The 26,078-nt window shown below is 48.3% G+C and carries 15 protein-coding genes; 8 read left to right on the top strand and 7 right to left on the bottom strand.

The window, feature by feature from the left end:
- Positions 1-61: 61 nt before the first annotated feature.
- The 7 genes from PDUR_RS18415 to PDUR_RS18385 all read right to left on the bottom strand — a co-directional run bounded on the left by PDUR_RS18415 (position 62) and on the right by PDUR_RS18385 (position 13,923).
- A complete protein-coding gene (locus tag PDUR_RS18415; protein ID WP_042207591.1) occupies positions 62-3,202 on the bottom strand; it encodes an Eco57I restriction-modification methylase domain-containing protein in 3,141 nt (1,046 codons plus the stop codon).
- Positions 3,202-4,029 (bottom strand): DNA adenine methylase, encoded by an 828-nt coding sequence (locus tag PDUR_RS27430; RefSeq protein WP_052410293.1) that lies wholly within the window; start codon positions 4,027-4,029, stop codon positions 3,202-3,204. Before PDUR_RS27430 ends, PDUR_RS18415 begins: the two co-directional genes overlap by 1 nt.
- Positions 4,030-4,654: 625 nt before the next feature.
- The gene (locus PDUR_RS18405; RefSeq protein ID WP_042207590.1) at positions 4,655-4,990 is read right to left on the bottom strand and encodes a hypothetical protein; all 336 of its coding nucleotides are present in this window, start codon (positions 4,988-4,990) and stop codon (positions 4,655-4,657) included.
- 3 nt (positions 4,991-4,993) lie between these two features.
- Positions 4,994-11,584 carry an SNF2-related protein gene (locus PDUR_RS30400; protein WP_042207589.1) on the bottom strand — a complete coding sequence of 2,197 codons (6,591 nt, stop codon included), beginning with the start codon at positions 11,582-11,584 and terminating at the stop codon, positions 4,994-4,996.
- Positions 11,585-11,632: 48 nt separating this feature from the next.
- Positions 11,633-12,085 (bottom strand): DUF6075 family protein, encoded by a 453-nt coding sequence (locus PDUR_RS18395; RefSeq protein WP_042207588.1) that lies wholly within the window; start codon positions 12,083-12,085, stop codon positions 11,633-11,635.
- Positions 12,069-13,142, bottom strand: a complete 1,074-nt coding sequence (locus PDUR_RS18390; protein WP_042207587.1) for a ParB N-terminal domain-containing protein — start codon at positions 13,140-13,142, stop codon at positions 12,069-12,071. Before PDUR_RS18390 ends, PDUR_RS18395 begins: the two co-directional genes overlap by 17 nt.
- Entirely contained in the window at positions 13,129-13,923 is a 795-nt protein-coding gene (locus PDUR_RS18385) for a ParA family protein (RefSeq protein ID WP_042207586.1), read from the bottom strand. Before PDUR_RS18385 ends, PDUR_RS18390 begins: the two co-directional genes overlap by 14 nt.
- A gap of 875 nt (positions 13,924-14,798) precedes the next feature.
- Between PDUR_RS18385 and PDUR_RS18380 the strand changes: the two genes are divergently transcribed.
- The 8 genes from PDUR_RS18380 (at position 14,799) to PDUR_RS29530 (ending at position 26,034) form a co-directional block, all read left to right on the top strand.
- Positions 14,799-15,437, top strand: coding sequence for a hypothetical protein (locus PDUR_RS18380; protein WP_042209496.1), 639 nt, complete (start codon positions 14,799-14,801; stop codon positions 15,435-15,437).
- Positions 15,437-16,927: a contractile injection system protein, VgrG/Pvc8 family gene (locus tag PDUR_RS18375; protein ID WP_042207585.1), complete on the top strand. Its 1,491-nt coding sequence runs from the start codon at positions 15,437-15,439 to the stop codon at positions 16,925-16,927. The genes PDUR_RS18380 and PDUR_RS18375 overlap by 1 nt, the downstream gene beginning before the upstream one ends.
- 14 nt (positions 16,928-16,941) lie before the next feature.
- Complete coding sequence (locus PDUR_RS18370; protein WP_042207584.1) at positions 16,942-18,072, top strand: pentapeptide repeat-containing protein; 1,131 nt, start codon at positions 16,942-16,944, stop codon at positions 18,070-18,072.
- A gap of 28 nt (positions 18,073-18,100) precedes the next feature.
- Positions 18,101-18,592, top strand: a complete 492-nt coding sequence (locus PDUR_RS18365) for an imm11 family protein (protein WP_042207582.1) — start codon at positions 18,101-18,103, stop codon at positions 18,590-18,592.
- A gap of 69 nt (positions 18,593-18,661) precedes the next feature.
- Positions 18,662-19,063 carry a DUF4280 domain-containing protein gene (locus PDUR_RS18360; RefSeq protein WP_052410290.1) on the top strand — a complete coding sequence of 134 codons (402 nt, stop codon included), beginning with the start codon at positions 18,662-18,664 and terminating at the stop codon, positions 19,061-19,063.
- Between the two features lie 29 nt (positions 19,064-19,092).
- Positions 19,093-24,741, top strand: a complete 5,649-nt coding sequence (locus PDUR_RS27420; protein WP_052410289.1) for a DUF6531 domain-containing protein — start codon at positions 19,093-19,095, stop codon at positions 24,739-24,741.
- Between the two features lie 4 nt (positions 24,742-24,745).
- Entirely contained in the window at positions 24,746-25,279 is a 534-nt protein-coding gene (locus PDUR_RS18345; protein WP_042207581.1) for an SMI1/KNR4 family protein, read from the top strand.
- Between the two features lie 200 nt (positions 25,280-25,479).
- Entirely contained in the window at positions 25,480-26,034 is a 555-nt protein-coding gene (locus PDUR_RS29530) for an RHS repeat domain-containing protein (protein ID WP_042207580.1), read from the top strand.
- The last annotated feature ends 44 nt before the right edge of the window (positions 26,035-26,078 follow it).

Below are 26,078 nucleotides of genomic sequence, written 5' to 3'. Positions count from 1 at the left end.
TTGAGGAAAGTTTATAAAGTAGCTGGACGAGTTTATCCAGCTACTTTATAAAGAATCAATTTTAATTTAGTATCTGAGGTAATAGAGTAGCAATCTTTTCTCGTGTGATTTGCACAAGATTATTATTGTGATGAGCATTTAAAGATAATTCAGCTAATTTTTGATGAAAGTTATTTGACTCATCGAAATCTGGTAACTTAAGATATTCTGTAACGTGCGTTCCAATTTGTGTAGTTTCAGCGTATCCTAAAACAAAACCTTCCACTTGAGGGGCATTTAATAAGGCGCAAAGATAATGGGCTTCTATTTCAGAAAAAAGAGGTACAAAATATAATTTGTGATCCGGTATTACAATTCTCTGATGATCCCAGTAAGAACTTTTGATACTAGATAATACACATGCTCTAAAGCTTCCCGATATTTCGGACCAAGCTACTTTATACGGTGCAAACGTATACTCCCCAACGTTCCAGGATGAGTAAAATGGCGCATTACGCATTGCTTGGTAGCGTCGAAAGCTGCCACGTGTTGTTAAATGATGGACATTGTTATTTTCAAATTCTCTAAAGAAACGTAATGTTTTATTATATTTTAATCTCATAATATCTTCTGGAAAGCCATCCATTTTCTCTTGAGGAACTACTCCGTAAATATTCCCAAACTCCCAAGAAAATGCCGATACTTCTCTTCCTCTAGCAATAGGGTACACTAAATCCTTTTCCAAAACTGAACGTATAATGGGAATACCAGCAGTTCTGCCAAGTGAAGGATTATTCTCGAATACTACGTCATGTTGCCCTCTCTTTTCAAGAACAGTTCCATAATAAATACCATTTCTATCTGTACAAATTCCTTTTCTAGCCGGATAATTATGTTCCCCCTCACTATTAATCAATTGTACACATTGATTAATATGCTCAGGAGTTACTGTTAGCCATGGACCACCATCTGCATATATAGGGTATGCGGACATTTCAGTTCTACGTGTAGCTTCAAGGGCCATTTGGAGTGAATAATCATCTGTGATGCGATTTTTATTTTTTTTGTTCCAAACAATCCAGGGAAGGGGATACTTTGTATAACTATTTCCTTTTTCAAGCAGAATCAATGTTGGTTTGTTAGTTGCTCCTTCGAAAGGTTTTATACTTGTAAAATCCTCTACTTTTATAACCTTGAACTTTGTTTTACGATCAGAAGGAATCTCGAATTTACGGAATCCTTCTGATGATTCTGTTTTGAAGACAGTCCTTGTTATTAAAAAAGCTAATTTCCCATTTTGTTTTAGCCATTTCTCTGCAGTAGCATATAAAATAACTGTTGAGATATCGGTCTCAATACCACCAACAAATCTATCTTTAGAAAAAAGACCAAAATTTACACAAAATTCCTTAATAGAGTTTCTATATATCTCAGGTAGATTGGTCCAGCGTAACCAAGGAGGGTTCCCTACAATAACATCGAAATTGTTTAAGGTGGCGGAACTAAAGTGATTTTTAATTATTCTACACCAAATTCTATTCCAATTCTTTTTTTCCAGTTCCATAATATCATCATATAATTTTACAATGTCAGATATGCTCTCGGATAGTCCAAGCCCTATTAAAACTTCTCGAAGATGCTTTCTAGCTTGTGCTTGTGTGCAAAACTGCTCAGCTGTTTGAATAATTAGCTCTTCTATTTGAATAAGTATTGTTCCTAAGAAGCCATTTGAAACAACTTGATCTGGGATAGCCAATTCAATTGGTCCCATAGAAGTTTCAATTCGGTAGGTATACCCTTTATCTTGTCTTTGGGGTGAAAGAATTGCGTCACTAAGATAGACCGGAATTTCAATATCGCCATTTGCATATTCTAATAAGTCTCCCAGCGCAAGTAAGTAATTAGTTCTGCTTGCGATTACAGCTAGTGGATTTAAGTCAAATCCGTAAACATGGGATAAAATATGATTTAAAAGATCCTCTGGGGTCATTGAATTTTGCAATTGATTTATTTTTTCTTTAATGCAAAGAACTAAAAAAGTTCCCGAACCACATGTGGGATCAAGTATTTTATCAGAAGATTGAAATCCTGAAGAATTGATAGTGTATTGTGCGAGCCAATCTGGGGTGTAAAACTCCCCTAAGTCATGCCGAATTTGTTTTGGTAACAACCGTTCATACAATGTTTTTAATAAATCGCGCACAGATTCAGGCATAAGAGATGGAGTAGACGGTTCATAGTCACAGAGGCATTCTTGCATCTCTAATATTGCCGCGGCAGAGCTTTCATCCCATTCATTAAGATACCATGCAAAAAAATCTCCCTCTAAGAAATTTGTAATTCCCAATCTTCTAAAAATAGTTCCGTCTTCCATCGATTTAATCATAGATCTTTTATCCTCTAGCGATGAGGTTTTAAATAAATTATATATCCCGTTTTTTTCTTTAACGTTCTCCATAATAAAGACAGCAATTAATTTAATTAATATAGAGTAGTAAGTATGGAGTACAAAGATGAACTCAGCGGGTTTATTTTTAATATCTATCCCTAGTTGCTTGGCAATAGTATTAACCTCTTGTTCGGGGCCAGCAGAATGACCGAAACCTGATACTTGTCCAAATAATCTGCGCCACTCAGTGAAGTACATAGAGGTACGTGTATCCTGATGTGCCTGAAAACGCGCCCATAAAGCATTTATAACTTTACTGGTTATTTTGCTTTGAGGTCCAAAATCAGTTAACACATTAGGTGTTGTTAAAGCCTTATAGTTGAGAGATCGTAAATATTTTAGTAGTAAACGAACTGATTCAAAGTTAATAGGTAGCATAGGGGATATAACTTTATTGTTTAACTCATTGAATCTTACGAAACCAATATTTCTTCCATCTAATAATACTGCAATATATTTAAATGCTGGTTCCAAGTTTTCTATAGCAAGATTCTCAATATATTGTAAAGCCTGCTCTACTGCTCGATCATATCCATTTCTCGTTGCTAGTTTTCCTGGCTCCTTGTATTCAGTGATTAAATGATGAAACATTGCATCTATGCGGCCATTGCTTACTGTAACTTCATATCTGGCATCGTAGTGGATTCCTATATAAGGTAAGCGATTTTTAAGAATACTTTCACACCCAAGCCGAACATCTTCTTCAGTTTTGGCTGTTCTTCCTACTTCTTTGATTTCTTGCTCAATAAGATCAATTAAATTGGATAAATCCATTAGTTTTCTCTCCCCATGCCAAAGTCACATACGATCTGCTCAGGAATTCTAAAGTTAGAAATAAATAACTCTTTACCAACTTCTCTAGCTTTTTTATTAGAACTACTATAGAACCAAGATGCAGGATATAAATAAGCCCATTCTTCGTAAAGGTCCCTAATCTCCGGACAATCATCATATGTTATAAAAAAATTATGCTCTGTATCCCGTAGTAAATTGGATAGTCTCACATGATCGTCTGGTGTCATTACCTGACGATATAGTAAATTCCCTTTATGATAATACGGAGGGTCAAGATAGAGTAGGACATCTTCACCAGGTTCTTGAATGATATCGGAAAAGTCCAAGGCGGTTATTTTAACCCCCTGTAGCATTTCACTACATAAATGAATTTGTTTACATAGTGAAGTTGGGTTCCAACGACAGTCAATGGTGTAAATACTTTTTTGCTCTATCCCGCCAATAGGATTTCCTTTCAGGATTCCACTAAACGAGGTTCGATTCAAAAACAAAGTTCTAAATCCTTTTTCAAGAACTGTTGTAATTTCCTCTTCCTTTATTTGTCTCCATAATTCTACTGTTGGTTTTGTAGACATAACTAAGTTACACAGCTCGTTGGGATAGTCTCTCATCGATATGAAAAAGGCTGCAATTTCTTCATCATAGTCATTTAACCAGTTATTTTGGCAACTTGGTTTCCCAAAAAAGGTAGACCCTCCTCCAACGAAAACATCTCTATATTGTATATGTGGAATTTCCCAAAATTGAGTAAACCGATTCAAAACTTTTTTCTTAGCACCAGGATATCGAAGTGGAGACTTAATCATATTGCAATCATCACCTTTAAGCTCATTAATTCCGCTAATATTGAAGCGAACATTCGTTTGCATGTAAATACTATAACAAAAAATATAGGGAATATGAAGTTTAATCGTAGTCACATAATTATAACTATAGCATACAATTTTAGACTTCGACATTTCCTTATTTATTTCACTTCTTTAAGAGGACGTTCTATTATATAGAACCAACTGCGTTGCCTATATTAAATGCATAGACACCGAAAACACTTTCTATTCTTACAGTTGATCTAACTCCAGTTTTTGAGATGAAGTAGTCTAATTAGATCAGGTTGACTTGGTTGGATTTTACAATTTGAGGGGATTGAATCTCAGCATCATCATAGTAACAGTAGAGGACTATATTTCAGCTTCCAAGTCCTTTTCCGGCTCTCGCCCTATTGCCTTTGCTTGTTGCTCCATTAAAATCTCCTGTCCTTGCAGTTCATTAAACTCCAACGCCGAATTAAATTCAGACTGTGTTGTGACCAGTTGTTGTAACTTTTGCTCCTCCTCAAATGGCTTACCTAATTCTTTTTTGCGGCTACAATCTGCTCCTGTATGTCTTCCCGATCTTGTATTATTGCTTGAAGCAGTGAAGGAGGCCTCTCGATTAGATTTTCAAGCCGAGAGATAATTCATAACGCCGAGCAACCGCGCTCTGCGGTGTACGAGTCCGCTCCCCAAGTTTCATTATAGACTGAATCAAAGGAAGAACGGCAGGAGAGCTGCGAAACTGGCCGATAGTTTTGGTGGTTTGCTCCATCTCAGTCACTTTGGTCAATAAGAGCAGCACTTCCCCAGCCTGCGCTCGTTCCTTATAGCGGACCCCACCCAGTTGGATTGAGAAATTTGTCTGCCGATTCATGATCCGGTAGTCGGCCTGAAGCTTTTCCAGTTTTTCTGCGCATAAAGCTAGCATTATCGGAGCGATTTTTCTTTTTGTCATGGGCTATTGTTCTATTCCTTTTTGTTCTCTTAAACCAACATTCTGTTCTTCATCCTCTGATTCATCCATTACGGCTTGCTCCTGCAACTCCTTAAACTCCAGCGCCGAGTTAATCTCAGACTGCCTCACTACAAATTGACTCAGCCGATCTTCAAATTCAAAAGGCTTCCCAACCTCTTTCTTCGCTGTTTCGATTTGGTGGAGGGTATCTTGCTGCTGCTGTTTGGTTCCCTCGATCCTGATGGGTATTTTCTCCAACAGATTCTCCAACCTGCTAATATTGCCCAAAGCTGAATCCCCAAGCTCGACCGTGTAAGTCGCCGTTCCTCGCAGATGAAGATTTACATGTTCAAAGCCGGAGCGGGATAGCAGAATATCGAATCCTTTGAATTGCCCCACCTTTACAGCCTGATGTTCCAGTTCAGTGACTTTGGATAAAAGCAGCAGCACTTCTCCTGCTTGGGGACGCTCGGCATAAACCGTACCATCCAAGGTGATGGAGAACTCCTGAAGCCGGTGCTGTTCAGCAAGCTTCCAATCTGCCTGATACTGCTCCAGCTTTTCCGCACAGGAAGTCAACACTTGCGGGTAATGCTGACTTAGCTGCCGTTCCAGCATGACTTGCTCGTTATGCCAGTTTGTTTTGAGCAGCTTGAGACGGATAACTTCATTGTCCACTTCCATCTTCTCCGCCAGCATCGGATTGCCTACCGCAACAGCCTTCACCTCAGCCGCAGATAGTACCGTTTCGTCGGCATCCTGACAAGAGCGGGAAATGCTTCTTCCCGTCATAACTTGCGAAATGTAGCGCAGCTTTTGCTCCTGGATTTGCCACAAATACGAGTCAAAGGTTCCTTTGGTCACATAGCGGAAAATCCTCACCGTTTCATTTTGATTGCCTTGCCGTAGAATGCGGCCATCCCGTTGAATGATATCGGAAGGGCGCCATGGGCAGTCGATATGATGGGCAGCGATGAGCTTTGTCTGAATATTCGTCCCGGTTCCCATTTTTTGTGTGGAGCCTAACAGGATGCGGACTTCGCCGCGGCGAACCTGCTCAAACAATGCTTCACGCGCAGCGTCCGTATTTACATCATGAATAAAGGCGATTTCCTGCTCCGGGATACCGCGAAGAACCAATTGGGATTTCATTTCATCATAGACATTGAACTGCCCTGGTTTTGGTGTGCCGCTGTCGCTGAAAATAACTTGGGCACGCCGATTCACCTGCGTCTCCTGCCAAATATCAAATACGTTGTTAATGCAAAGATTCAGCTTGGACATCGGATCAATGGGGGCATCCTCATGCACCAGGCGCGGGTCAATGGACATGAGCTTGGCTTCATGAGTCAGCTTAAGCATGTTGTCTTCTTTGGCATCAACCTCATTGTTCCGAATTTTTTCGGCCCGTTCGACAAACTCATCCATCATCTGCTCTTGATAGGGAGAGCACTCACTGACGACGACGCTGGCTTTATCGCCTTCCAACCGTGGAACAGGGAGCTTGAGCATATCGGCGGTTTGAATATCGGCAACGAGACGAAACATGCTCATCAACTCCGGCAAATTATGAAACTTGGCAAAACGGGATTTCATGCGGTAGCCGCTGCCTTCGGGTGTAATCTCCAAGGAAGAAACGACCTCGCCAAACGTAGCTGCCCAATTATCGAAAAAGTTCAATCCCAGCTTTTGAAGCAAATGAGGTTGTAGAAAACGTTGCATGACATACATCTCGGACATGCTGTTGCTAATCGGTGTTCCGGTAGCAAATACGACCCCGCGCCCTTGGTTCATCTCCTGCAAGTATTGGCATTTGAGCAACATATCGGTAGCCCGTTGACTGCTGGATTTACCGATCCCAGCTACATTGCGCATTTTGGTGAAAGTGAAGCAGTTTTTGTAGGCATGGGCTTCATCGACAAATAGCATATCCACGCCAAGCTGTTCAAAGGTGAGCAGATCGTCCTTTTTACTTTCATTCATCAGGCGTTCCAGGCGGGATTTCAGGTTGTTTTCAAACACCACCATTTGCTTGATGCTCCAGTTGTCGCCTCTTTCTTTTTTCATCTGGTTAATCATGCGGGAGACGTTGCGGATTTCATCTTGAAGGAGCTGCTCCTGCCGTTCACGGGAGATGGGGATTTTCTCAAACTGCGAATGACCGATGATGACGGCATCATAATTGCCCATGGCAATTTTGGAAACGAAGCGTTGACGGTTAGCCAAGCTAAAATCCTTTTTCGTGGTTACTAACACATTGGCAGAAGGGAAAAAGCGCAAAAATTCGTTGGCCCACTGTTCGGTCAAGTGATTGGGGACGCAGTATAAAGGCTTGTGAACTGCGCCAATCCGCTTTAAATACATGCCTGCAGCGATCATCGCCGCCGTTTTGCCAGCTCCGACTTCATGAGCCATAAGCGCTGTACCGGAGTAAATAATACGAGCTGCTACATCACGTTGGTGCTTGCGCAGGCTCATTTCCTGATTCATGCCCTGAAACACCAGATGATCGCCGTCATAGGTGCGGGGACGAATCGTGTTGAATTTATCATTGTAAATGGAGAGCAGCGCATCAGCCCGTTCCTTGTCCCGAAAGAGCCAGGAGGCAAATGCTTCTTTCATCTGCTGCTGCTTGGCACGGGCAATCATCGTTTCTTTGGCATTGACCACATACTTGATTTGCTCATTGCCGTTCGCATCCAGATACGTGACCGGATCACGCACGGTAATGCTTTGCAGGTTGAGGCTGCTTTCAAAAATCTCATAAGCGTTGGCTCGCCCTGTACCGAAGGTTTGGTTAACTTTTATCGAGCCTCTTTCCAAGGATTTGCCGGATACGCGCCATGTGTTGGTGTATTCAAGATAGTCTACATCAATGGTCTGCGAATCCTGCATGATTCGAGCTGTGCCAAACGTTTCATACATAAAGGCCCGATATACCTTAACCGGAATCCAGGGACTGCCTATACGGAAGTCAATATCTCCTGGCAGCAGCGGAGCAGGTTGGACGCGAGTGAGCGCGGCGACATTGCGCTGGAATACATCCGGGTACTCCTGCGCTTTGAGCGTGGCATAGGCCAGTTTGTCTTTGACATTGCCGGACAAGTATTCTTCGTCCAACTCCCAGCCTTCATCTGTATCTCCTTTATAGTCTTGCGGATTTTGAAAAATGTGTTCGCCTAGCGCTTCTCGTACTTCATCGGTTGTTTTGCCACAGAGATGGGCGATATACGGCAGGTCGATACGTAATCGGTGATTCAGGCAAATTTGCAATGCTTCCAGCGGATCATCTGTATGCTCCGGCAAGGAGTTGACTCGGATGGTCGGACGACTAAAAATAGCGGCTTTTGTCCAGGTTTTATCTGCTGTGAGATCTTCAATGGAGCGCAAAAGCGGCAGTTGGTCATCGTCGGCAAAAGCAGAAGTATTGGCCCGTTCGTTAATGGCTCCATGCTGATGAACAAAACGGTCATAGATGTGATTCAGCCTGGATTGAGCTTGCTCCAGTTCGTCTGTTTCATAGCCGTATTCACGGGATTGAATTTCGATTACATCCAAGAGCGCCGCGCGAACGGCACATAAGCCTTTGATGCGTTCTGCCTTCTTGCCTTTGATGTCTTGGGGGAGAAGATTGCCGTTTTCACAGTAATAGATGCATTCCTGATCGACGATAAACGTAAAGTTTTTCGTGCCAGGCGGCGCTTTTCGGATGGGCTCCTCTTCCTCATCCGGCACGAGGGGAGAGCGGTTGTTTTTTGTTTGTGCTACTTCATCCGGCAAGTGAGGAAAACGAGCTTCCAATGTGCCGAGTGCTTTCTCTAGGGCAGGTAGCAGAGGCTGTCCTTCGCGTGGAATACAGGCACTGGTTTTCTCCGCACCGTACATGCCCCGATCCCATTGCATTTGGCCGAGCAGCATTTCCGAGTGCGACAGGTAATAGCGATTGACAGGAACACCTTCTGGCGTTTCGCCAATTTCAATCCATTCCGGCATGTCTGCTTGGGTGAGAGGGAGTGGGGACTCCCGCTTTTGCAGAAATACAATATCTGTAGTGACTGTAGCTCCAGCGAGTGATTGAAAGGTAGTGTTCGGCAGGCGAGCCATCCCGATTAATTCGGCTTTCTGCGCCAGGATCTGCCGCAACCTGGAGTCCTGTTTGTCCATTGTGCCTTTGCTGACGATAAAGGCGAGAATTCCTCCAGGCTTGAGCAAGTCCAGCGAACGGATAAAAAAGTAATCATGAATGTAGTGGCTGCTGCTGTAGCGGCGATCATGGATGCGAATGTTATGAAAGGGAATGTTGGAGAACATTGCGTCAAAGCGCTGTTCGCGCCAGTTAATGGTTTCAAATCCTTGGATGTGGATGTTCGCTTTGGGATAGAGTTGTCGAGAAATTCGTCCCGTCAACGAATCTAGTTCCACGCCGTGAAGCTCAGCATTTTCCCACTCCGGCGGCAAAACAGAAAAGAAGTTTCCACTGCCCATAGAAGGCTCCAGCAAGCGGCGTCCAGCACCAGAGGTTAAGCCAAAACGCTGCAATGTTGCATGGATGGTCTGAATTAAGGACTGCTCTGTATAGAAGGCAGTAATGGTGGAGTTACGGGCTGCCGCATATTCGTCTTCATCCAGGAGTTGCTTTAACTCGGCATATTCGGTTTCCCAGCCATTCGCGTTAGGGTGGAACGCATTCGCTAATCCGCCCCAGCCCACATAACCGGCTAAAATATGTTGTTCCTCTGCAGTCGCTTGCCGCTGCTCTGATTCCAATTGCTTGAGCAGGCGAATGGCCTCTACGTTCCGTTTATATTTGTTCTTTGCACCGGTTACATAAGGCGATTGCTCAGCTTGAAAACGATAGTTCACCGCAGCAGGGAGCTTGGGTTGAGCATCCGGACAAAGATTACTGTTTTCCTCGATGTTTTTGGCGTCTGCTAAAAGAGAAGGCGTGTCTTCATGCTTATCTTCAGTATCTTCGGGTGAATCGTTCTGGTCTTCGTATTCATCAGAAACATCTTCAATCTCTGCTAGCTCGTTGGCATAATCAAATAACGTCCATTCCTGCTCTACAGGCGGAAAAGAAGCAAATTGTTCATCGTATTGTCCCTTGGAGATCAGTTGCAGTAACGTATCGCTGACTTTTTTCCATTTGAAAAGCTCTTCGTGTGACCCGGTAGCATCCTGCCAGGAAAGCTGAACGCCTTTGCTATCCGTCATATAGCCGACAAGACCATTGCCTAAATCTCCTCTGGCACCCCCGATGCCGTATAGCGGCTTTAGAAAAGCAATCAGGTCAGGAGCTTTCACTGGATGATGCTCCACTACAAATTCATAGATACGCTGTTTGCCGGACATAGAACCTCTGCCGCTGATTAGCATATAAGCCAGCATGTCTTCTCCACTTCGCGTCCCTGAAGGAACAGAGCCTTTATCGGGCATAAAAAAAGAACCGCTTGATGGCGGCTCAGATGAGGAAGTCGGCAGGTTCGCTTCAGTTATCGTGGTTTCAGGATGATGTCGTTCATGACCAGTTCCTCGGCTGTCGATTTGATCTGATTCAGATGCTGCGTTCTTTTCAAGGTATCGTCCGTCGGTGGCATGGGATGAAGGCGGAGTAGTTGATCGGTCAATTGCTCCATCCGTTCCAGCGCCTCCTGTTCGACCTGCTGCATTTTCGTCATCAGGTTGCCTTCCATTTGAAGAATCTGAAAGCGTTGCGGGTGATGATTCCGTAGATGATTCAGCGCCAGCCGACCGAATTTGCCCAAGGGCTGTTGATCGGTTGTCGCTTCGTTCGAGATTTGCAGGTTTGGATACAGCAATCCGTCCATTTCGTGGTACGTCAACTTCGGTTTGTCGGGATGATTCATGAGCTAGGCTCCTTTCCTGTTCCATAATTTTTACGTAACGGGCAATGTCCGTAAGCAAGCTACGGGCGTGAGTGTTCACCTGATAGCCCAAACGTGCGGCAAGCGGTAAAGTATCAAAATGGGTAATCGTTGAAAGGTCGGCATGATTCGGTTCAGGCAACTGACAGCGACGATGGATGAGATAGCGAACACTGTCTTCAATTAAGTCGCCCATATGCTGTTCTAATCCAAGCAAGGGGATGTTGCCCAAGAAATGGTTGTGAATGTCATGCTCAATGTCTTGCAGCCATTCTTCCCACGATGAAAAGACAGTGTCATGCACGAGCTGCGAGATGGCTTCAGCGAGGTTTAGTGTATCGTAGGAAGTCAGCCGCCCGGCCAGTTCATCGGTATCAAGCTGTTCCAGACTCCAGAGAGTAGGGGCTTGTTTGCCTGTCGTTTGGGTAACGTCGAACAAATGGCTTAATGTCAAACTGCCTTGCTGGAAATCACAGACGGCAATGCTCTTTTCGCCTCTTTTCACATAACGGCCTAACTGATTCCATAGTTGGAGGGGAGCCAGCATGATCGCGTCCGGGCGTTGGGCGTAAATGAGCAGGCTGTTGTCAAATGAGTATTTGTAGATGGATGCAGCAAAGTGCAAATATTGTTGCCAGGTGTCCCCACTGGATGTGATGTCGCTAATAGCGGATGCGTATAGGTGGCGCAAGGGCTGAATACGGCTCATGTCAGGCTCTCCTTTCTGAATAGAATCGCGAGGCTTGCGTTACGTCTCTCAGGCTTCGTGTTCATATGAAGCATAGGGTTCTGTCTCTGTTGTTGGAAATGCAAAGTACGGTAGCTCCAAGGAGCGGGCATATTCCGCATAACGAAGCTTGATCGCTTCAAAGAAGTAAGGCATAAGCCCAGTGTCGAATAGATGATACGGACTGTAATGGCGTGGATGATCCCGGCCCGTTTCAACGTCCCCGGTGTAGCCGTTAAACAAGTTGAAGGCCAACCGGGTCAGTTTCAGGGTGCTGCTGGTTTGCCAGCCTTGCTCCAAGCCCTCCAGTCGGATGCAGCTTTCCTCATAGTCGTAGATATCCCGGATATGCTGGCGGGTTTGTGGAGTAAGACCAAGCAGGTAAAACAGCGCTTTGCGGTACGGGTCCTGCTGGCTGCGGGTCATGCGAATGTTGCCTTCATAAAACTGTTCATGGTCAATGTCCTTAAAAGTCGGGTACATGGCCGGTGTCCTCCGCTTCTTCATGGGATTGGGGGTGCTGCTGACGCTGGTGGGCGAAATACATCTCGAGCGCTTTGTCGATGATCTCCTCCACTTCGGCAGCTTTGCTTTGTGGAGAAAAATATTTGGCATATACCTTGTGCTTGAGTTTGAAGGGAGCGGGGGGTTGTCCGCGTGGCTTACGTATGGCTTCGCCGGACAGAATTTTGCTCACTTGATCGACGGTTAGCTTGCCGGAGTAATCTTGCAAACGCTCCGATTTTTTCATATCCAATTTATAACCCTGCTCTGAAATAGCCGTCTCCACCATTTTCTGTTCTTCTTCTGTAAGGTAGGAGAGATGCACAGCAGAGCGCAGGGGCAGTTCAGCATGATCTGTTCGTTGCTTCAATTCTGGGATCAGCTTGTCAATTCGCAGCAACCGAGAAACGGAGTTTTGGGAAAGACCGTATTCATAGGCCACTTTTTCCCGACTGGTCAACTTCTGACCCAATGGAGCAGAAGTTGAATTTTCCTTGTCATACTGCGGGTTTTCTAGCTTCTTAAGCTCCAAAATAATATCGTTGCGCTTGCCCTGCGAAAACATATCCGAGTAGCGAAGAGAGAGTACCTTGGCCTTTTCTGAGGGCAGCATATCGGCAAAGGAGCGTTGCAGCACATTGGTTTCTACCACGTACATGAGCGCTTCTTCGTCGGTGAGCTTTTCCTTGACGATGGAAGGCAGTTGCTCCAAGCCGATCAGCAGGGCGGCATTCATCCGGTTATGACCGGCCAGCATTTCATATTCGCAGCCGTTTTCGTCCGTTTCGATCTTCCGGACGATAACCGGCACAAGCACACCGTTATTTACGATGCTGTCCGCCATGTCCGAAAGCCGTTCTCCTTCATAAAGGTGGAAGGGATGATCTTGGAAAAACCTGATCTTACATATCGGAATGGACTGGATACCTCCTTTTGCTGGTTCCATGGCATCCGGCTCTTTGAAGGACTGCTCCGAGAGCTTTAGTAGTTCGTCGATGCTGCCAAGCTTTGGAACCATGCGCTTAGTTGTCGCCATGCTGCATCAGCTCCTTTGCCAGATTTTGATAAGCTGCTGTCACCTTGGATTTCGGCTGGTAGCTCATCAGGCTCTGGCTGTAAAAGTTGGCTTCTCCCACCCTAACGGACAGGGGGATTTGCGATTCAAAGATGCGAATGATCTCCCCGTAATGGTCCTGTACCAGTTTGAAGGCGTCCTTGTACAAATTGGTGCGGGTATCGCACATGGTCATCAGGATGCCTTCGATGGTAATCTGCGGGTTAATCCGTTTTTTTACTTTCACGATGATGTTGAGCAGTTGTGTTAATCCGGTGGCGGACCATAGCTGCGGGTTAACGGGAATCAGCACGCTGTCGCTGGCCGCGAGAGCGTTGATGGTGAGCAAGCCCAACGACGGATTGGTGTCGATCAGGATATAGTCGTATTGCTCCTTCATCGGCTTCAAGAGTGCGGCCAACGTCTTTTCGCTGCCCATCTCGTCTCGCAGGTTAATCTCCGACACAGACAATTCGATGTTACTGGGAATCAGGTCGATGTTGTCCTGACGATGCAGGTACTCCTCTGCCGCGGGGAGCGAATGATCGCTCATAATGGCATCCAAAATGTTGCACATGCTGATCGGTAGCTGGTCCGGCTGTTCGATCCCGAAGCATAAAGTCAGATTGCCTTGCGGATCGAAATCCACTAGCAGCACCTTTTTATTTGCATGGGATAAGGCATGGGCCAGATTATAGGTGGACGTTGTTTTTCCTGTTCCACCTTTCTGGTTGGCGATAGTGATGGTCTTGGCTTTGGTCATAGAAAACCCTCCCTGGAGCATTTGCTCCGTTCATTCGTCAATGGCAGGGAGCGGGCTGGTTCTTGTTTGGTTCTCTCCAAGTTCTTCCCAACGTCCCAAATTGGCCGCTTTTTAGGTCATCGCCGGGAAGCCTTGCGGGGCTTGAAAAAAAGCGAAAAACCCGTGTAAAACCCTGATGTATCAAGGTTTTACATGGGTTTTATTTTCTCTTCCAGGGCTGCAAATTCCGTCATGGACAGAATTGCGATCAGGACTTAAAATCCTGCGGTAGGTGACTACCGTACCGGTTCGATCCCGGTCCTCGGCATCTTAGTAACCCCAAGGGTTTTAGCCCTTGGGGTTATGTTTGTTAAACCAGAACAAAGGTGAATCCTGTGTGCTTCAAACAAGCTTTTGCAGACGCACAGGATTTCCTCGAGAGGTCCTCTTTTGAGCTATCTGTTCTTCACAAAAACAGGTAGAGGCAAAGGAGGATTTTTTTTATGGCGTCACGCGCAACTAAAATTAAGGAGATCCACGTGATAATGGAGAGGCTATGGATCGGTTTATTACCTGGAAGAAGGCAAACGGTGTTGCTTAACAGGAAAAATATCATAAAATTAAAGCTTCATTACAATTTATGACTGTAATTTCTAAATCCCCCTAAAAATCTCGTGACGTACCTCCGATATTAAGAGACAAAGGATAAGATGAGAATCTTTTCCTTGAATTCCTGTTTTTCCAACAGGCCCGATGGATTTGAGTTGCTGCTTATATTCCTGCTTATGAGAAATCAAACAGACCGTCCTGCGGGGGAACGGTCCCTTCGTTTTTTTGCAGCTATGAATAGACAAGACGTATTCCAATCGGAATCGGAAACGGAAAGAGGGATGCCTATGGAACATATGGACGAGCAATGGCTTGAGCTGATTGGCAAGCAGGAACAGATGGAGAAGCAAGAGGCGTTGAAAGCCGCATTATCCCCTGAAAACGTCAGCCAAGCGATTCAAGCGGGAGAGCTTACACTAGGCGATGAGGTTATTACGTTTCAAAAGACGGAGGTAGTGCCCGATCAAGTCTTCATGTTTGTGCCGGATTCCTTCGAGCCCATGCCGGAGGAGTACGCCAGGATCAAATATCCCGCCGAACGGCGTCCCCAAATCATCTACACCGATGAGACGCTGGAGATTAATCTGACCGTAAATCCCACGAACAACAGAATGGTTAACAATGAAATGGAACAGTTTGTGCAAGACCTCAGCTTCCTGATCAAACGGATGCAGCCGAATGCGAAGTGGCTGGGAGAAGGGGTGCGCGAGGTCGGAGGCCGCAAGATGGGCTTTTATGAATTTACCGTGCCTGTGCTGGATGGTGTGATGTATAATGGCATATTTTTCATTGAACTAGAGGGGAAAGGGCTCTTCTTCGGTCTCAATTGCATGGAGCGATATCAGGAGCAGTGGCGTCCGATTGCGCTTGGCATCATGGATTCCCTGCAAATCAACCCGATGGAACGGGAAGAGGGGGATTCATAATGGAACGATCATATGCGACTTATCAGGACATTGAAGTCACGCCGTTTGCGTTAGAGTCGATCCGGGAGCTGACGATTGTACAGCAAATCAACGAGCACGCTACGCTTCGTCTGAAGGGCATCGTGCCGGAAGAACAGAAGGCCGGTTATGCCGGGATGGATTATGCCCGAATGAATGTGGCTGTTACGCAAAGGCTGGAACAAGGCGGGAAGAGAACCCTGTTTCAAGGCATGGTCACGAATATACAAATCTATCACGTTCGGGACGTATACCATATCGAAATGGAGGCGGTATCGCTATCGTATCAGTTCGATGTGACGCGTAAGGAACGTACATTTCAAGATACGGGACTTGCGTATGCGCAGTTGGTGGATCAGATCGTACAGGATTACGACGACGCGGACGTTATGGATGAAGCTTCGAATGGTGCTGCTATTGGCCGCATGATTTTACAGTACCGGGAGACCGACTGGGAATTATTGAAACGGTTGGCATCCCACTTTAACACCGGACTTGTGCCGGCGATCGGCTTTGATTCCCCGAAGGTGCACTTTGGCATTCCGGAGCCTGGTTTTAAGGGGGAAGTTAACGCTTACCATTACCGGATACATAAACGGATGGAGCTGTATCAGCTGTCCGTGCAGGGACAAGTGCCGGAATTGAGCGAGAGCGATTGCATCTTCTATGAAGTGGAGACCGATCAAGTATTCGACATCGGCATGGAGGTTGCGTTCGACAACCAGCAGCTTGTCGTAAGCGAAGTCAGAACGGATCTGAAGGACGGGCTGTTAAAGCATACGTACTTCTTAGGCACGCGGCTGGGCTTGAGCCGGCGAAAGCAATATAACATGGCCATCGTCGGGGTCTCACTGCAGGGCAAAGTGATTGCGGTAGCCAAAGATCGGATTCAAGCGCACCTGAACATCGATCCCGAGCAAGACGCGGGCACAGCGTTCTGGTTTCCGTACTCGACCATCTACGCTTCGGAAGACAATGCGGGCTGGTATTGCATGCCGGAGATCGGCGACGATGTGCGCGTCTATTTTCCAACGCATAAAGAAGAGGATGTCATTGCAATCAGCTCCGTGCCGAAACCGAAAGCGGAACCGGCATCGCCAAGCGGAGGGCAAAGCGTCGGCATGGCAGGAGCATCGAGCGGCGGCACGGCATCAGCAAGCGGCGGTGGAAGCGATCCGATGGAAGATCCGAGTATCAAAACCATCAAGACCAAGAACGGCAAGATGATCGTGCTCGCTCCTGATCATATCCTGATCACGGGCGATGGCGTGTCCATTATGCTCAGCGATGCAGACGGCATTTCCATTGTCAGCAGCAAAAACGTGACGGTGAAAGCGACGGAAGAAGTGATGTTGGCCTCGAAAAAAATCACGATCACCGCCCAGGAAAAATTAGAGATGACGTGCAAGGGCAGCTCCGTGGTGCTCGAAGACCGCGTCGATGTGAAGGGAACGCAAGTCCATAACAATTAAGGAGAGAAAAACCATTGCAGCAGGATGCGTTGAAACAATGGCTTACGCAAGATGTCGCGCAGCAGCGGGAAGCGATGATCCGGCAAATCGGCGCAGAGGTTCGCGCGCAAGCTCATGCGCATACCAAGGAGTGGATCGAGCCCTTTCGCAAGCTGTGTCTTCGCATTCACGCGATGCAGGAAGCCGGACACAAGCGGCCCATCGCCTACCTACACGTTTCGTATTTGCGTTCCTGGTTAGGGCAGGGAAAACTCATGTGCAGCCTGGAAGCGTATGACGACACCTGGTATCTGGACCGGGCGGCCTGCATCGAACTGCACGAAGCGTCGTGGCTGTACACCCACCTGGAAACCTACCGAAACGCTATCGAGGCGTCGCGCAAAAGCTATGGAAGCGAAATCTTGCCGCTGGAAACCGATCGCGTCTGGTTGGAAGACATTTCCATAGCCGGACACTATGTGATCAGTCTCGTTCGTGCGGCGGCTCCGCGCATCGTGGGGCTTCCGGAGTTTCAACAGGTCCGGCGCGCCGAGATCTTCCGCATTCGTGCAGGCGAATATATGGATCTAAGCGAGGACGTCTGGGTAGAAGAACGGCGAGACAAAGACGCTGCGGCCATCCGTGCCCGGCTGGAGCAGCGGGACGGTTCGCTTCACCGCTACCAGGACTGGCGCAACCTGGATTTGAGCGGCGGCAACTACGAAAGCGCCGATTTGGGCTATAGTCACTTAACAGGCGCTAACCTGGCGGGAAGCCGCCTCAACAAAAGCATATGCGCAGGGGTCGATTTTTCCCGCAGCAACATGCAGGGCGTCGATCTGAGCCAAAGCGTGCTCTATGATGCCAATTTCAGCCATTGCGACCTGCAAGGAGCGAATTTCTGGCATGCGGCAGGCGGACAGCCGCTGATCCTGGAAGGGCAAATCCTGGGGACCTTCGGCGTGAATTTTACGCAAGCGAATTTGCAAGGGGCGAACCTGCTGTTTGCGGACCTAGAGGGTGCCAACTTTCAGGGCGCCAATCTGCAGGGAGCCAAGATCATCTTGCAGGATGCCGCGCAATTTGCGTTAAGCGAAGAGCAGAAACGGCAGGTCATCTGGATGGAAGAGGATGAGACGGGGCAATTGGCGGAAGTTCGCCCATAGACCACGCACAGGGGGAAGGAGCAGGCAGGTGTATTACTTTCGATTGCAGCAGGACAAGCGGTTTTTCGATAGTTTGCGTTTGGAACAAGTCAGCCGGGACATGGAGATTGACGAGCGAAATATTGTATTTGTGAAGGACGACGGGGAACAACCGGTCTATCTCGACTTCATCGACCATCCCCGTTGGCTCGTATCGGATCGGATGAAAGGCTTGCTGGAGAAGTACGATCGCTTCCTCCGTTTTTATTCCGCCGTCCTAACAGGACGCAGCACCCAGCGTCAGGACATCTACTGGTTTATGGAGCCAGGCGTAGCGGACTGCTTATCCGAAAGAACGCAAGTGGATGCAAGCGGAGCCTTGAGACCGCTGGTGCTGGCGGAAACCAAAGTGAGGCGGGAGCGCATCTTTCGCGTGGCGGGAGTGAAGGAAGATATCCTGATCGTCCGTCTGGATGTAGCGGAAAGTCTGCAAAGACGGGGATTTACAGGGCTTCACTTCACCCCGGTAGAGCTTGCCTGAAGCAAAGCGCGAAGTAAAAGACGATAAACCGGCAACGCTTGCGAAGAAAGCATGAAGGAGGGATAACAAATGGCAAGCTTTATAGCGTTCAGAAAACCTAGCCCCCCCAGCGTGGAGGCGGCGGCGGGAGCGGAAGCCAGCTATGTGGTGAGGGGAGCGATACTGGAATGCCAGTGCGGCAGCAATCCCAATCTGCTTAATTTGCCGACCTGTCATGGCGCCTATATTCAGGGGCAGCCGCTGATGAACGTGGCGGACAGCAAAGCCGTCGTCAACATCCCGGCCACCTTCGGCGTATGCGAAGCGCTGGACAAGCCGTGCGAACCGCAAGTGAACATGGAGTGGATGAACGGGAAAGCGGATGCGCTCATTGACGGAAAAGCCGTGTTAACCAGCGATTCGTATATCATGTGTACGAAGCATGCAGAGGGAGTCATCTACATCGCCGATGACGGGCAGAAAAAAGCGTAGCATCATCCGGCGATCGAGGGGGGAAAGACGTGTTAGGAAATGAATGGGGGCGCCTGTCAGGCTTGACCGTGCAGGACATCGCGCTCAAGTGGCCGTATGGAAAGCTGCGGCTTGAGGAAGTGAAGCTGAAGCGATTCCCCGGCATGCATGCGGTCTTGCAGCTTCAGGGCGTCATGGGCGAGGAGGACAGCCATGAGCTGGTACGGCAAGGCAGCAGCCGCGACCGAGCCGGGCTGTATGCGGTTCGGGAAGGGCAGGCGGATTACCCGCTGTTTTTAGGCCAGCTGCACGACATTCAGGCGGATCGCTTCAACGATGTATGGACTGTCCGGGTGGACATCATTTCGCATTCCTATCAGATGGATGTCAAGCGGATAAGCCGTTCCTTCCAGCATGCGGATATGGCGTATACCGATGTGCTGAAAGAAGTGATCCATGCGTATCCGGGCGGCGATTTTCTGGAAATCGATGCCTTTGAGCACGGAGCTTCGATTGGCGATCTGCTGCTCCAGTACGAAGAGACCGACTGGGATTTTATTCAGCGGGTGGCTTCCCATGCGGGGGCCGTGGTGACGCCGGATGTCAGCACCCATGAGCCGAGGGTATGGATCGGCACGCCGACGGTAAAGCAGCAGGTGAAGCTGGAAGAAGGATTGTACCGGATTGAGCATGACGTAGAGTCGTTCCTGACCGCTGTGCAAACGGGGGTCGAGGGCTTCCAGGAGCAGGACTTTACCCGCTTTACGGTGCGAATGGATCAGTGGCTCGAGCTTGGGTCCGAAGTAGAAGCGGCCGGACGCCGGTTTGTGGTCGCGGGGGTAGAAGGCCAACTGAACAAAGGGATGTTGGAGTTTACATACTTGTGTACGACGCCCGCAGGACTTCGCCAAAATAAGCGCTACAACGAAAACCTGGCAGGATTGGCCATGGAGGGGCGCATCCTCGCCATCGGAGTCAAGAAAGCGAAGGTGCATCTGGATATCGACGAAGACCAACCGGAGCAGGAAGCGGTCTGGTTTCCATATTCCTCCCCAACGAGCCACATCTTTCACGCCATGCCGCCAATCGGCTCGAGGATCAAGCTGTATTTCCCGAGCAATGAGGAAGCGGACGCGATGCTGATCCAGTCGGTCCGCACCCCGTTCTCCCCACAAGGGGAGGCGGCGGAGAAAGCAAACAAGAAAATGGCCGACTCCACCGTCAAATCGTTTGCTACCGGCGGGGGGAAGGAATTTGAGCTGGGAACGACAGATATTTCGTTTACGGCGAAGGAAGGCGCGCTATTCGTCACCATCGGGGAAGAAGGCGGCATCACGCTGCAAAGCGACAAAGACATCGTGTTGACGGCGGAACAGGAGCTGGCCTTTAGCGAGCTGAAGACGTTTCGGGCGGAAGCGGAAGAAGAGCTGTGGATCGCCGGCGGACAAAGCAGCCTGATCTTAAACGACACGACCGATGTGACAGGGCCGGAGGTGACGATGGAGGGAAGCGAGCGGCAATCCTTCGAGCCCTTAAGCAATCCGGAGGCGGAGCAAGCCAAAAGCGACAAGGAGCGGGACGGCTTCCTGGAGAAGCTGGGCACCGCGCTGGATGTACTGAGCATGGTGCCGGGACTTGGCGTCATCGCGGGAGCGGCAAGCGCGATCGTGAGCCTCTGCCGGGGCGACTTTTTCGGGGCGGCGTTATCCATCGGCACGATGCTGCCTTTCGGGGGCGCGGCGTTTGGCGCAGCGAAGCTGGCGGCGAAGGGTGCGGCGAAGGTAGCGGCCAAGGCGGCGGTGAAAGCAGGAGGTAAGCTTGCGGGGAAAATGGCCGGGAAAATCGGCCGGGCCGCAGCAAAAAGGGCTGTTCTGTTCGGCAAAAACTCACTGAACAAAGTGCTGACTGGAGCGCGGAAGCTGAAGGGCCAGGCCGATGCCTTGAAGGACCTGCTGGCCAAGAAACTGACCGCGATGCAGCAGAAGCTGGCGGAGAAGAGCAAGGCGCTGCTTGACAAGGCGCTGGAGAAATCTGGCGCGAAGAAGGCGCTTACCAAGTTCAACCATAAAGTGTTGAAGAAATTCGAGTGTACCAAGGGCCTTGGGGACCGTTTCTGTAAATGGGGCTTCGAACCGGTCGATCTGATCACCGGACGGATGATGAGCGAGGCGACCGATTTTGCCTTTCCGGGTCCGCTGCCGCTCCAATGGGATCGGCGCTGGATCAGCGACAGCGGTCACCGGGGCTTGCTCGGTCATGGCGTGCATCACAGCTTCGATATGCGGCTGGAGGTGCTGGACGACTGCATCGGCGTGCTGTTAGCGGATGGGCGAGCAGCCGGATTTGAGCGCTTGCACCGGGGCTTGATGGAAACGCGGAACCCGAAAGAACGGCTCACCCTGCGCCGCAAGGGAACCGGATATGCGATGGTGGAGGAAGAAAGCCGCCTGACGTATGTCTTCGAGTCTGTGATCGCAGCGAATCGCCCGTCAGCAGCGCTGAAGAGGGCAGAGGTCCAGCACAGGATAGCAGAGGAGTCGCAGGAGATACGGGGCCTTGGGTATCGTATAAACAAACCGCTTCCGCAGAAAGGTGATGTTCAGCAGGCTTCGCCGCAGGAGGAAGCAGCCAGGCCGTACCGTCTGACCCGCATCGAGGATGAGTTCGGCCGTCGGATCGTCTTAAACTATGATGCGCGCGGCTACTTGCAGCAGGTGACCGACAGCGTAGGTCGGGTGCTGGACATCAAGACCGATGAAGCCGGACGGATCACGAAAGTCATCCATGTGTACCACCCCCATCCAAACAACACCTTCAGTGAACAGCGCGAGGTATTGGTGCAGTACCGGTACAACGAGGCCGGCGATCTCGTCGCGGTGACGGATGCGCTGGGACAGATAACCGAGATGTATTACGACCAGCACCTGATGCTCAGGAAGAAAGACCGCAACGGGTACAGCTTCCACTGGCGCTATGACGGCCCGACAACAGGAGCGCGCTGCGTCCATACGTATGGGGACGACGGACTCTTGGAAGGGAGAATTGCGTACCATGACGGATGGAATGAAACGACGAACAGCCAAGGACATGCGACGCGTTATGATTATAATCCTGAGCATTATTGTATCCGGATCGTCGATCCGCTGGGCGGTGTCGTGGAATATGCGTACAGCGAGCTGGGGGAAGTGGTGAGCGAAACGGATGCGGATGGCCGGTTGACGCGGTATACGTATGACGAACACGGCCACATGATGAGTGTGATCGACCCTGACGGCAGCGAATGGGCATTGGAGTACGACGAAGCTGGACGGATCGTGAAGATGACTGACCCCGAGGGCGGCATCCGAATCTGGCAGTACGACGAACAGGGCCGAGTTAGCAAAATAACGGAGGCCGACCAAACGGCGACCCTCTTAGCTTATGACGAGCGTCATCGGATCAGCGAAGTGAAGAGCCCGCAGGGTACGGTAACGAAGCTTGCCTACGACGGGCAAGACAACCTGATTCAAGTAACCTTGCCGGATGGTACAAGCGGGAAGTGGACGTATAACCACCGGGGGGAATGTGTGCAGGAGACGAATCCGCTGGGTGCGAAGCAAATGTTTGTGTACGATGCGCTGGGTCGGGTCGTGCGCGCCGAGCTGCCGGACGGCAATGTGATCCGGCTGCAATACAATGCGTATGAGGAAGTCGTTCTGGCGGAAGACAACCAGCACCGTGTAGCATTTGGCTATACCCCGCTTGGGAAATTGACATGGCGCGAAGAAAAAGGTAAACGAATCGAGCTTGCCTACAACAACGAAGAAGAACTGACCGAAGTGATCAATGAGCGCGGCGAGCGCTATGTGCTGAAGCATGATGCGAATGGAAACATCGTTGGCGAAACGGGGTTTGACGGGATCGAAAGACGGTACATTCGCAGTGTGAGCGGACGATTAGAGAAAGTAGAGCGGCCAAGCGGAAGATGGACGGCCTACGGCCATGACATCATGGGCCGCGTGACCAAAGTGGAATACAGCGACGGCCTTGTGGAGACGTTTGGGTATAACGGCATCGGGGAACTGCTGGAGACTGCCAACCCTTATACGACCGTCAAACTGGAGCGTGACCCGGCGGGTCGCGTGCTGAAGGAATGGCGCGATCCGTATTGGGTAGCCAGCCAATACGATGAAGTTGGCAACCGGACGGAAGTAACCAGCAGCCTGGGCGCTCATATCACCATGGAGCGTGATCTATTGGGGCAAGTGAGCCGGATGCAGGCCCAGCGGGACGGCGGGAGCAACGCATCCCCAGCGACTGCTGCGCCTTGGGCCGCGCAGATGACCTACAATGCGCTGGGACAGGAAATCGAGCGGCTGCTGCCCGGCGGCGTGGTCAGCGAGTGGCAATATGATGTGGCGGGACGGCCTGAACAGCACAGCGTCAAGACAGGCGGACGGGAAACCCGTAAGAGAAGGTACGAATGGAACGCCAACTATCGTCTGAAGTCGATGGTAAATGATCTGACAGGACACAAAACCCAGTACAACTATGATGATTTCGGCAATCTGATCGGGGCAACGAATCCCTTCGACAAGATCTTTCGCATGGCCGATGATGTGGGCAACTTGTACAGCAGCGGTCATAAGACAGACCGGAAGTACAGTCCCGGCGGGCGTCTGCTGGAATTCGAAGGAACGCATTACAGCTATGACGAAGAAGGCAATCTGGTTGAAAAAATCGAACCGGACGGCACGCATTGGCGCTACGAATACTACGGCAACGGCATGATGAGCAAGGTCGTTCGGCCGGACGGCAAAGAAGTGACGTTCTCGTACGATCCGCTAGGAAGACGAATTGAAAAAGTGTATGATGGGGTCAAGACAAGCTTTGTGTGGGATGGGAATAATATCCTGCATGAGTGGAAAGAAGCCGCCCCTGACAACTTAACTACATGGGTGTTTGAGGACGGCACGTTTAGCCCGGCAGCGAAATTAACAGCCGAAGGGCAGTACAGTATTGTTACCGACCATATCGGTACGCCTGTGGAGATGTATAACGAGACAGGCGAACGAGTCTGGGCGTGCGAGTTGGACATCTATGGGAGGGTTCAGAATTTTGACCTTCAAGGAGCACGCGGCGCATGTCCGTTCCGTTATCCGGGTCAGTATGAGGATGAGGAAACAGGACTTTACTACAACCGTTTCCGGTACTATTCGCCGCATGAGGGCATGTATACGCAGCAGGACCCGATTGGGTTGGCTGGGGGGATTCGGCTATATGGGTATGTAGACGATCCGAATGTTTGGGTGGATGAATTTGGACTAGCCAAAACTTCAACGTCTAAACTTCAAAAATGGTGGAAAATGTTTACTGGAAAAAATGCAACCGGAGATATACATCATGGCTTTCCAGAACAATTTAAAGATATGTTTGATGATATGGCTGGTATTAACGTTAATGACCCTAAATATTTTTTTGATCTAAGCAAGAAACAACATACTAAAAAGCCGGGAATTCACACCAATAGTAGTAAATTAGGAAAAAATTGGAATTCTGTGTGGAAGAACATCCTTAATGAAGCTAAAGTTGAGTTTCCTAATGCTTCAAAACAAGAAATGAAAGTCTACTTTGAAATGGTTTTAGACAATATGGCAAAGAAAAGCAAGATAAATTCTAGAAGTGCTACTTCGATTAAAAATGTTCCTTGTAGGAGGTGAGGATATGTTTAAAAAGAGAAACTATGAGGAAATAGCAAATGGCTTGCAAAAAAGAGAAAAACCAGTCTCTGTAAATGAACAATTTCCAGAAGATTATTTGTGGGTTTGTAAAAATTTTTCTGAAAACAAAATATCTGCAGACTATGTTCTTCTGTCGTATGAAAAAGCAAAGCAGTATAATAAAGACTATCACAAAGATTTTGCAGAATTCGACGAGAACATGTGGATATTTGCGGAGACTGGACAAGGTGATTTTTGGTTAATTAATTTAAGTAACACTTTTGATAGTACTGTTTATTTTTATGATCATGATGCAGAAGACTTTCAATCTACAAATATATTAAATATGTCTGTAGATTTAAAAGAATGGTTTATATTGGCTGATCTTGTATCGCAAATGGAAGAATTATTAGACACACAAGCCGATATTTACTTTGATGAAAATTTGAATCTTAAAAACGAGTACAGACAAGAATTGCTTGGTGAAGTTGAAAAAATCAAAGAAGGGCTGTCGGATATTTATCCATTTGAACTATAAAGGAGTAAGATAACAAATAAGTTTTGATGTAAATCTTGTATGAATCATTTTAAGGCCTATTTTATGCAAAATGCATGAAGATAGGCCTTTTTTAACGCACCTGTTGAGATGTACAGCGAGATTGGCGAACGGGTCTGGGCGTGCGAGTTGGACATCTATGGGAGGGTTCAGAATTTTGACCTTCAAGGAGCACGCGGCGCATGTCCGTTACGTTATCCGGGCAGTACGAGGATGAAGAAATGGGGCTGTATTACAACCGTTTCCGGTACTATTCACCGCATGAAGGAATGTATACGCAGCAGGACCCGATAGGGTTAGCTGGAAATAACCCGACATTGTACGGGTATGTGCATGATCCGTTAACGTGGATTGATCCTTTTGGGTTAAGCAGCACTTTATTAAACAAAGCACTTCAAGGGATAGTTGGAGATAAAATGCAAGCCCATCATATTATCCCTGAAGAAATATGGAAAGCTAATAGTGGTTTCTTTAAACAGATAGGTTTAGGCGGTAAGATGGACGAAGCATTTAATGGCATTCTTTTACCAGACAGTTACAAGTCAGCTAAGGCGAAAGGTATGGATATCATTCATAGTGGGTCACATCCACAATACAGTGATATTGTTAGAAGCAGAGCTTTAAGGATTAGACAGCAATTCAATATGGGTATAATAGTGTTTCTGCTAAAGCATAACGCCGCGAAGCTGGCGGGATTGCCTGTCCGGAAGTTGCCAGATATAATGACCGTATTCTAGCAAAGGAAAAAGGATACTTCCATCGCGTGTATGCCTGCTAGCAC

The organism is Paenibacillus durus (assembly GCF_000756615.1).
In the GTDB taxonomy this organism is placed as follows: domain Bacteria; phylum Bacillota; class Bacilli; order Paenibacillales; family Paenibacillaceae; genus Paenibacillus_AQ; species Paenibacillus_AQ durus.
Note: the sequence above shows the minus strand (reverse complement) of the source record. Positions and strands in the feature narration are given on the sequence as shown.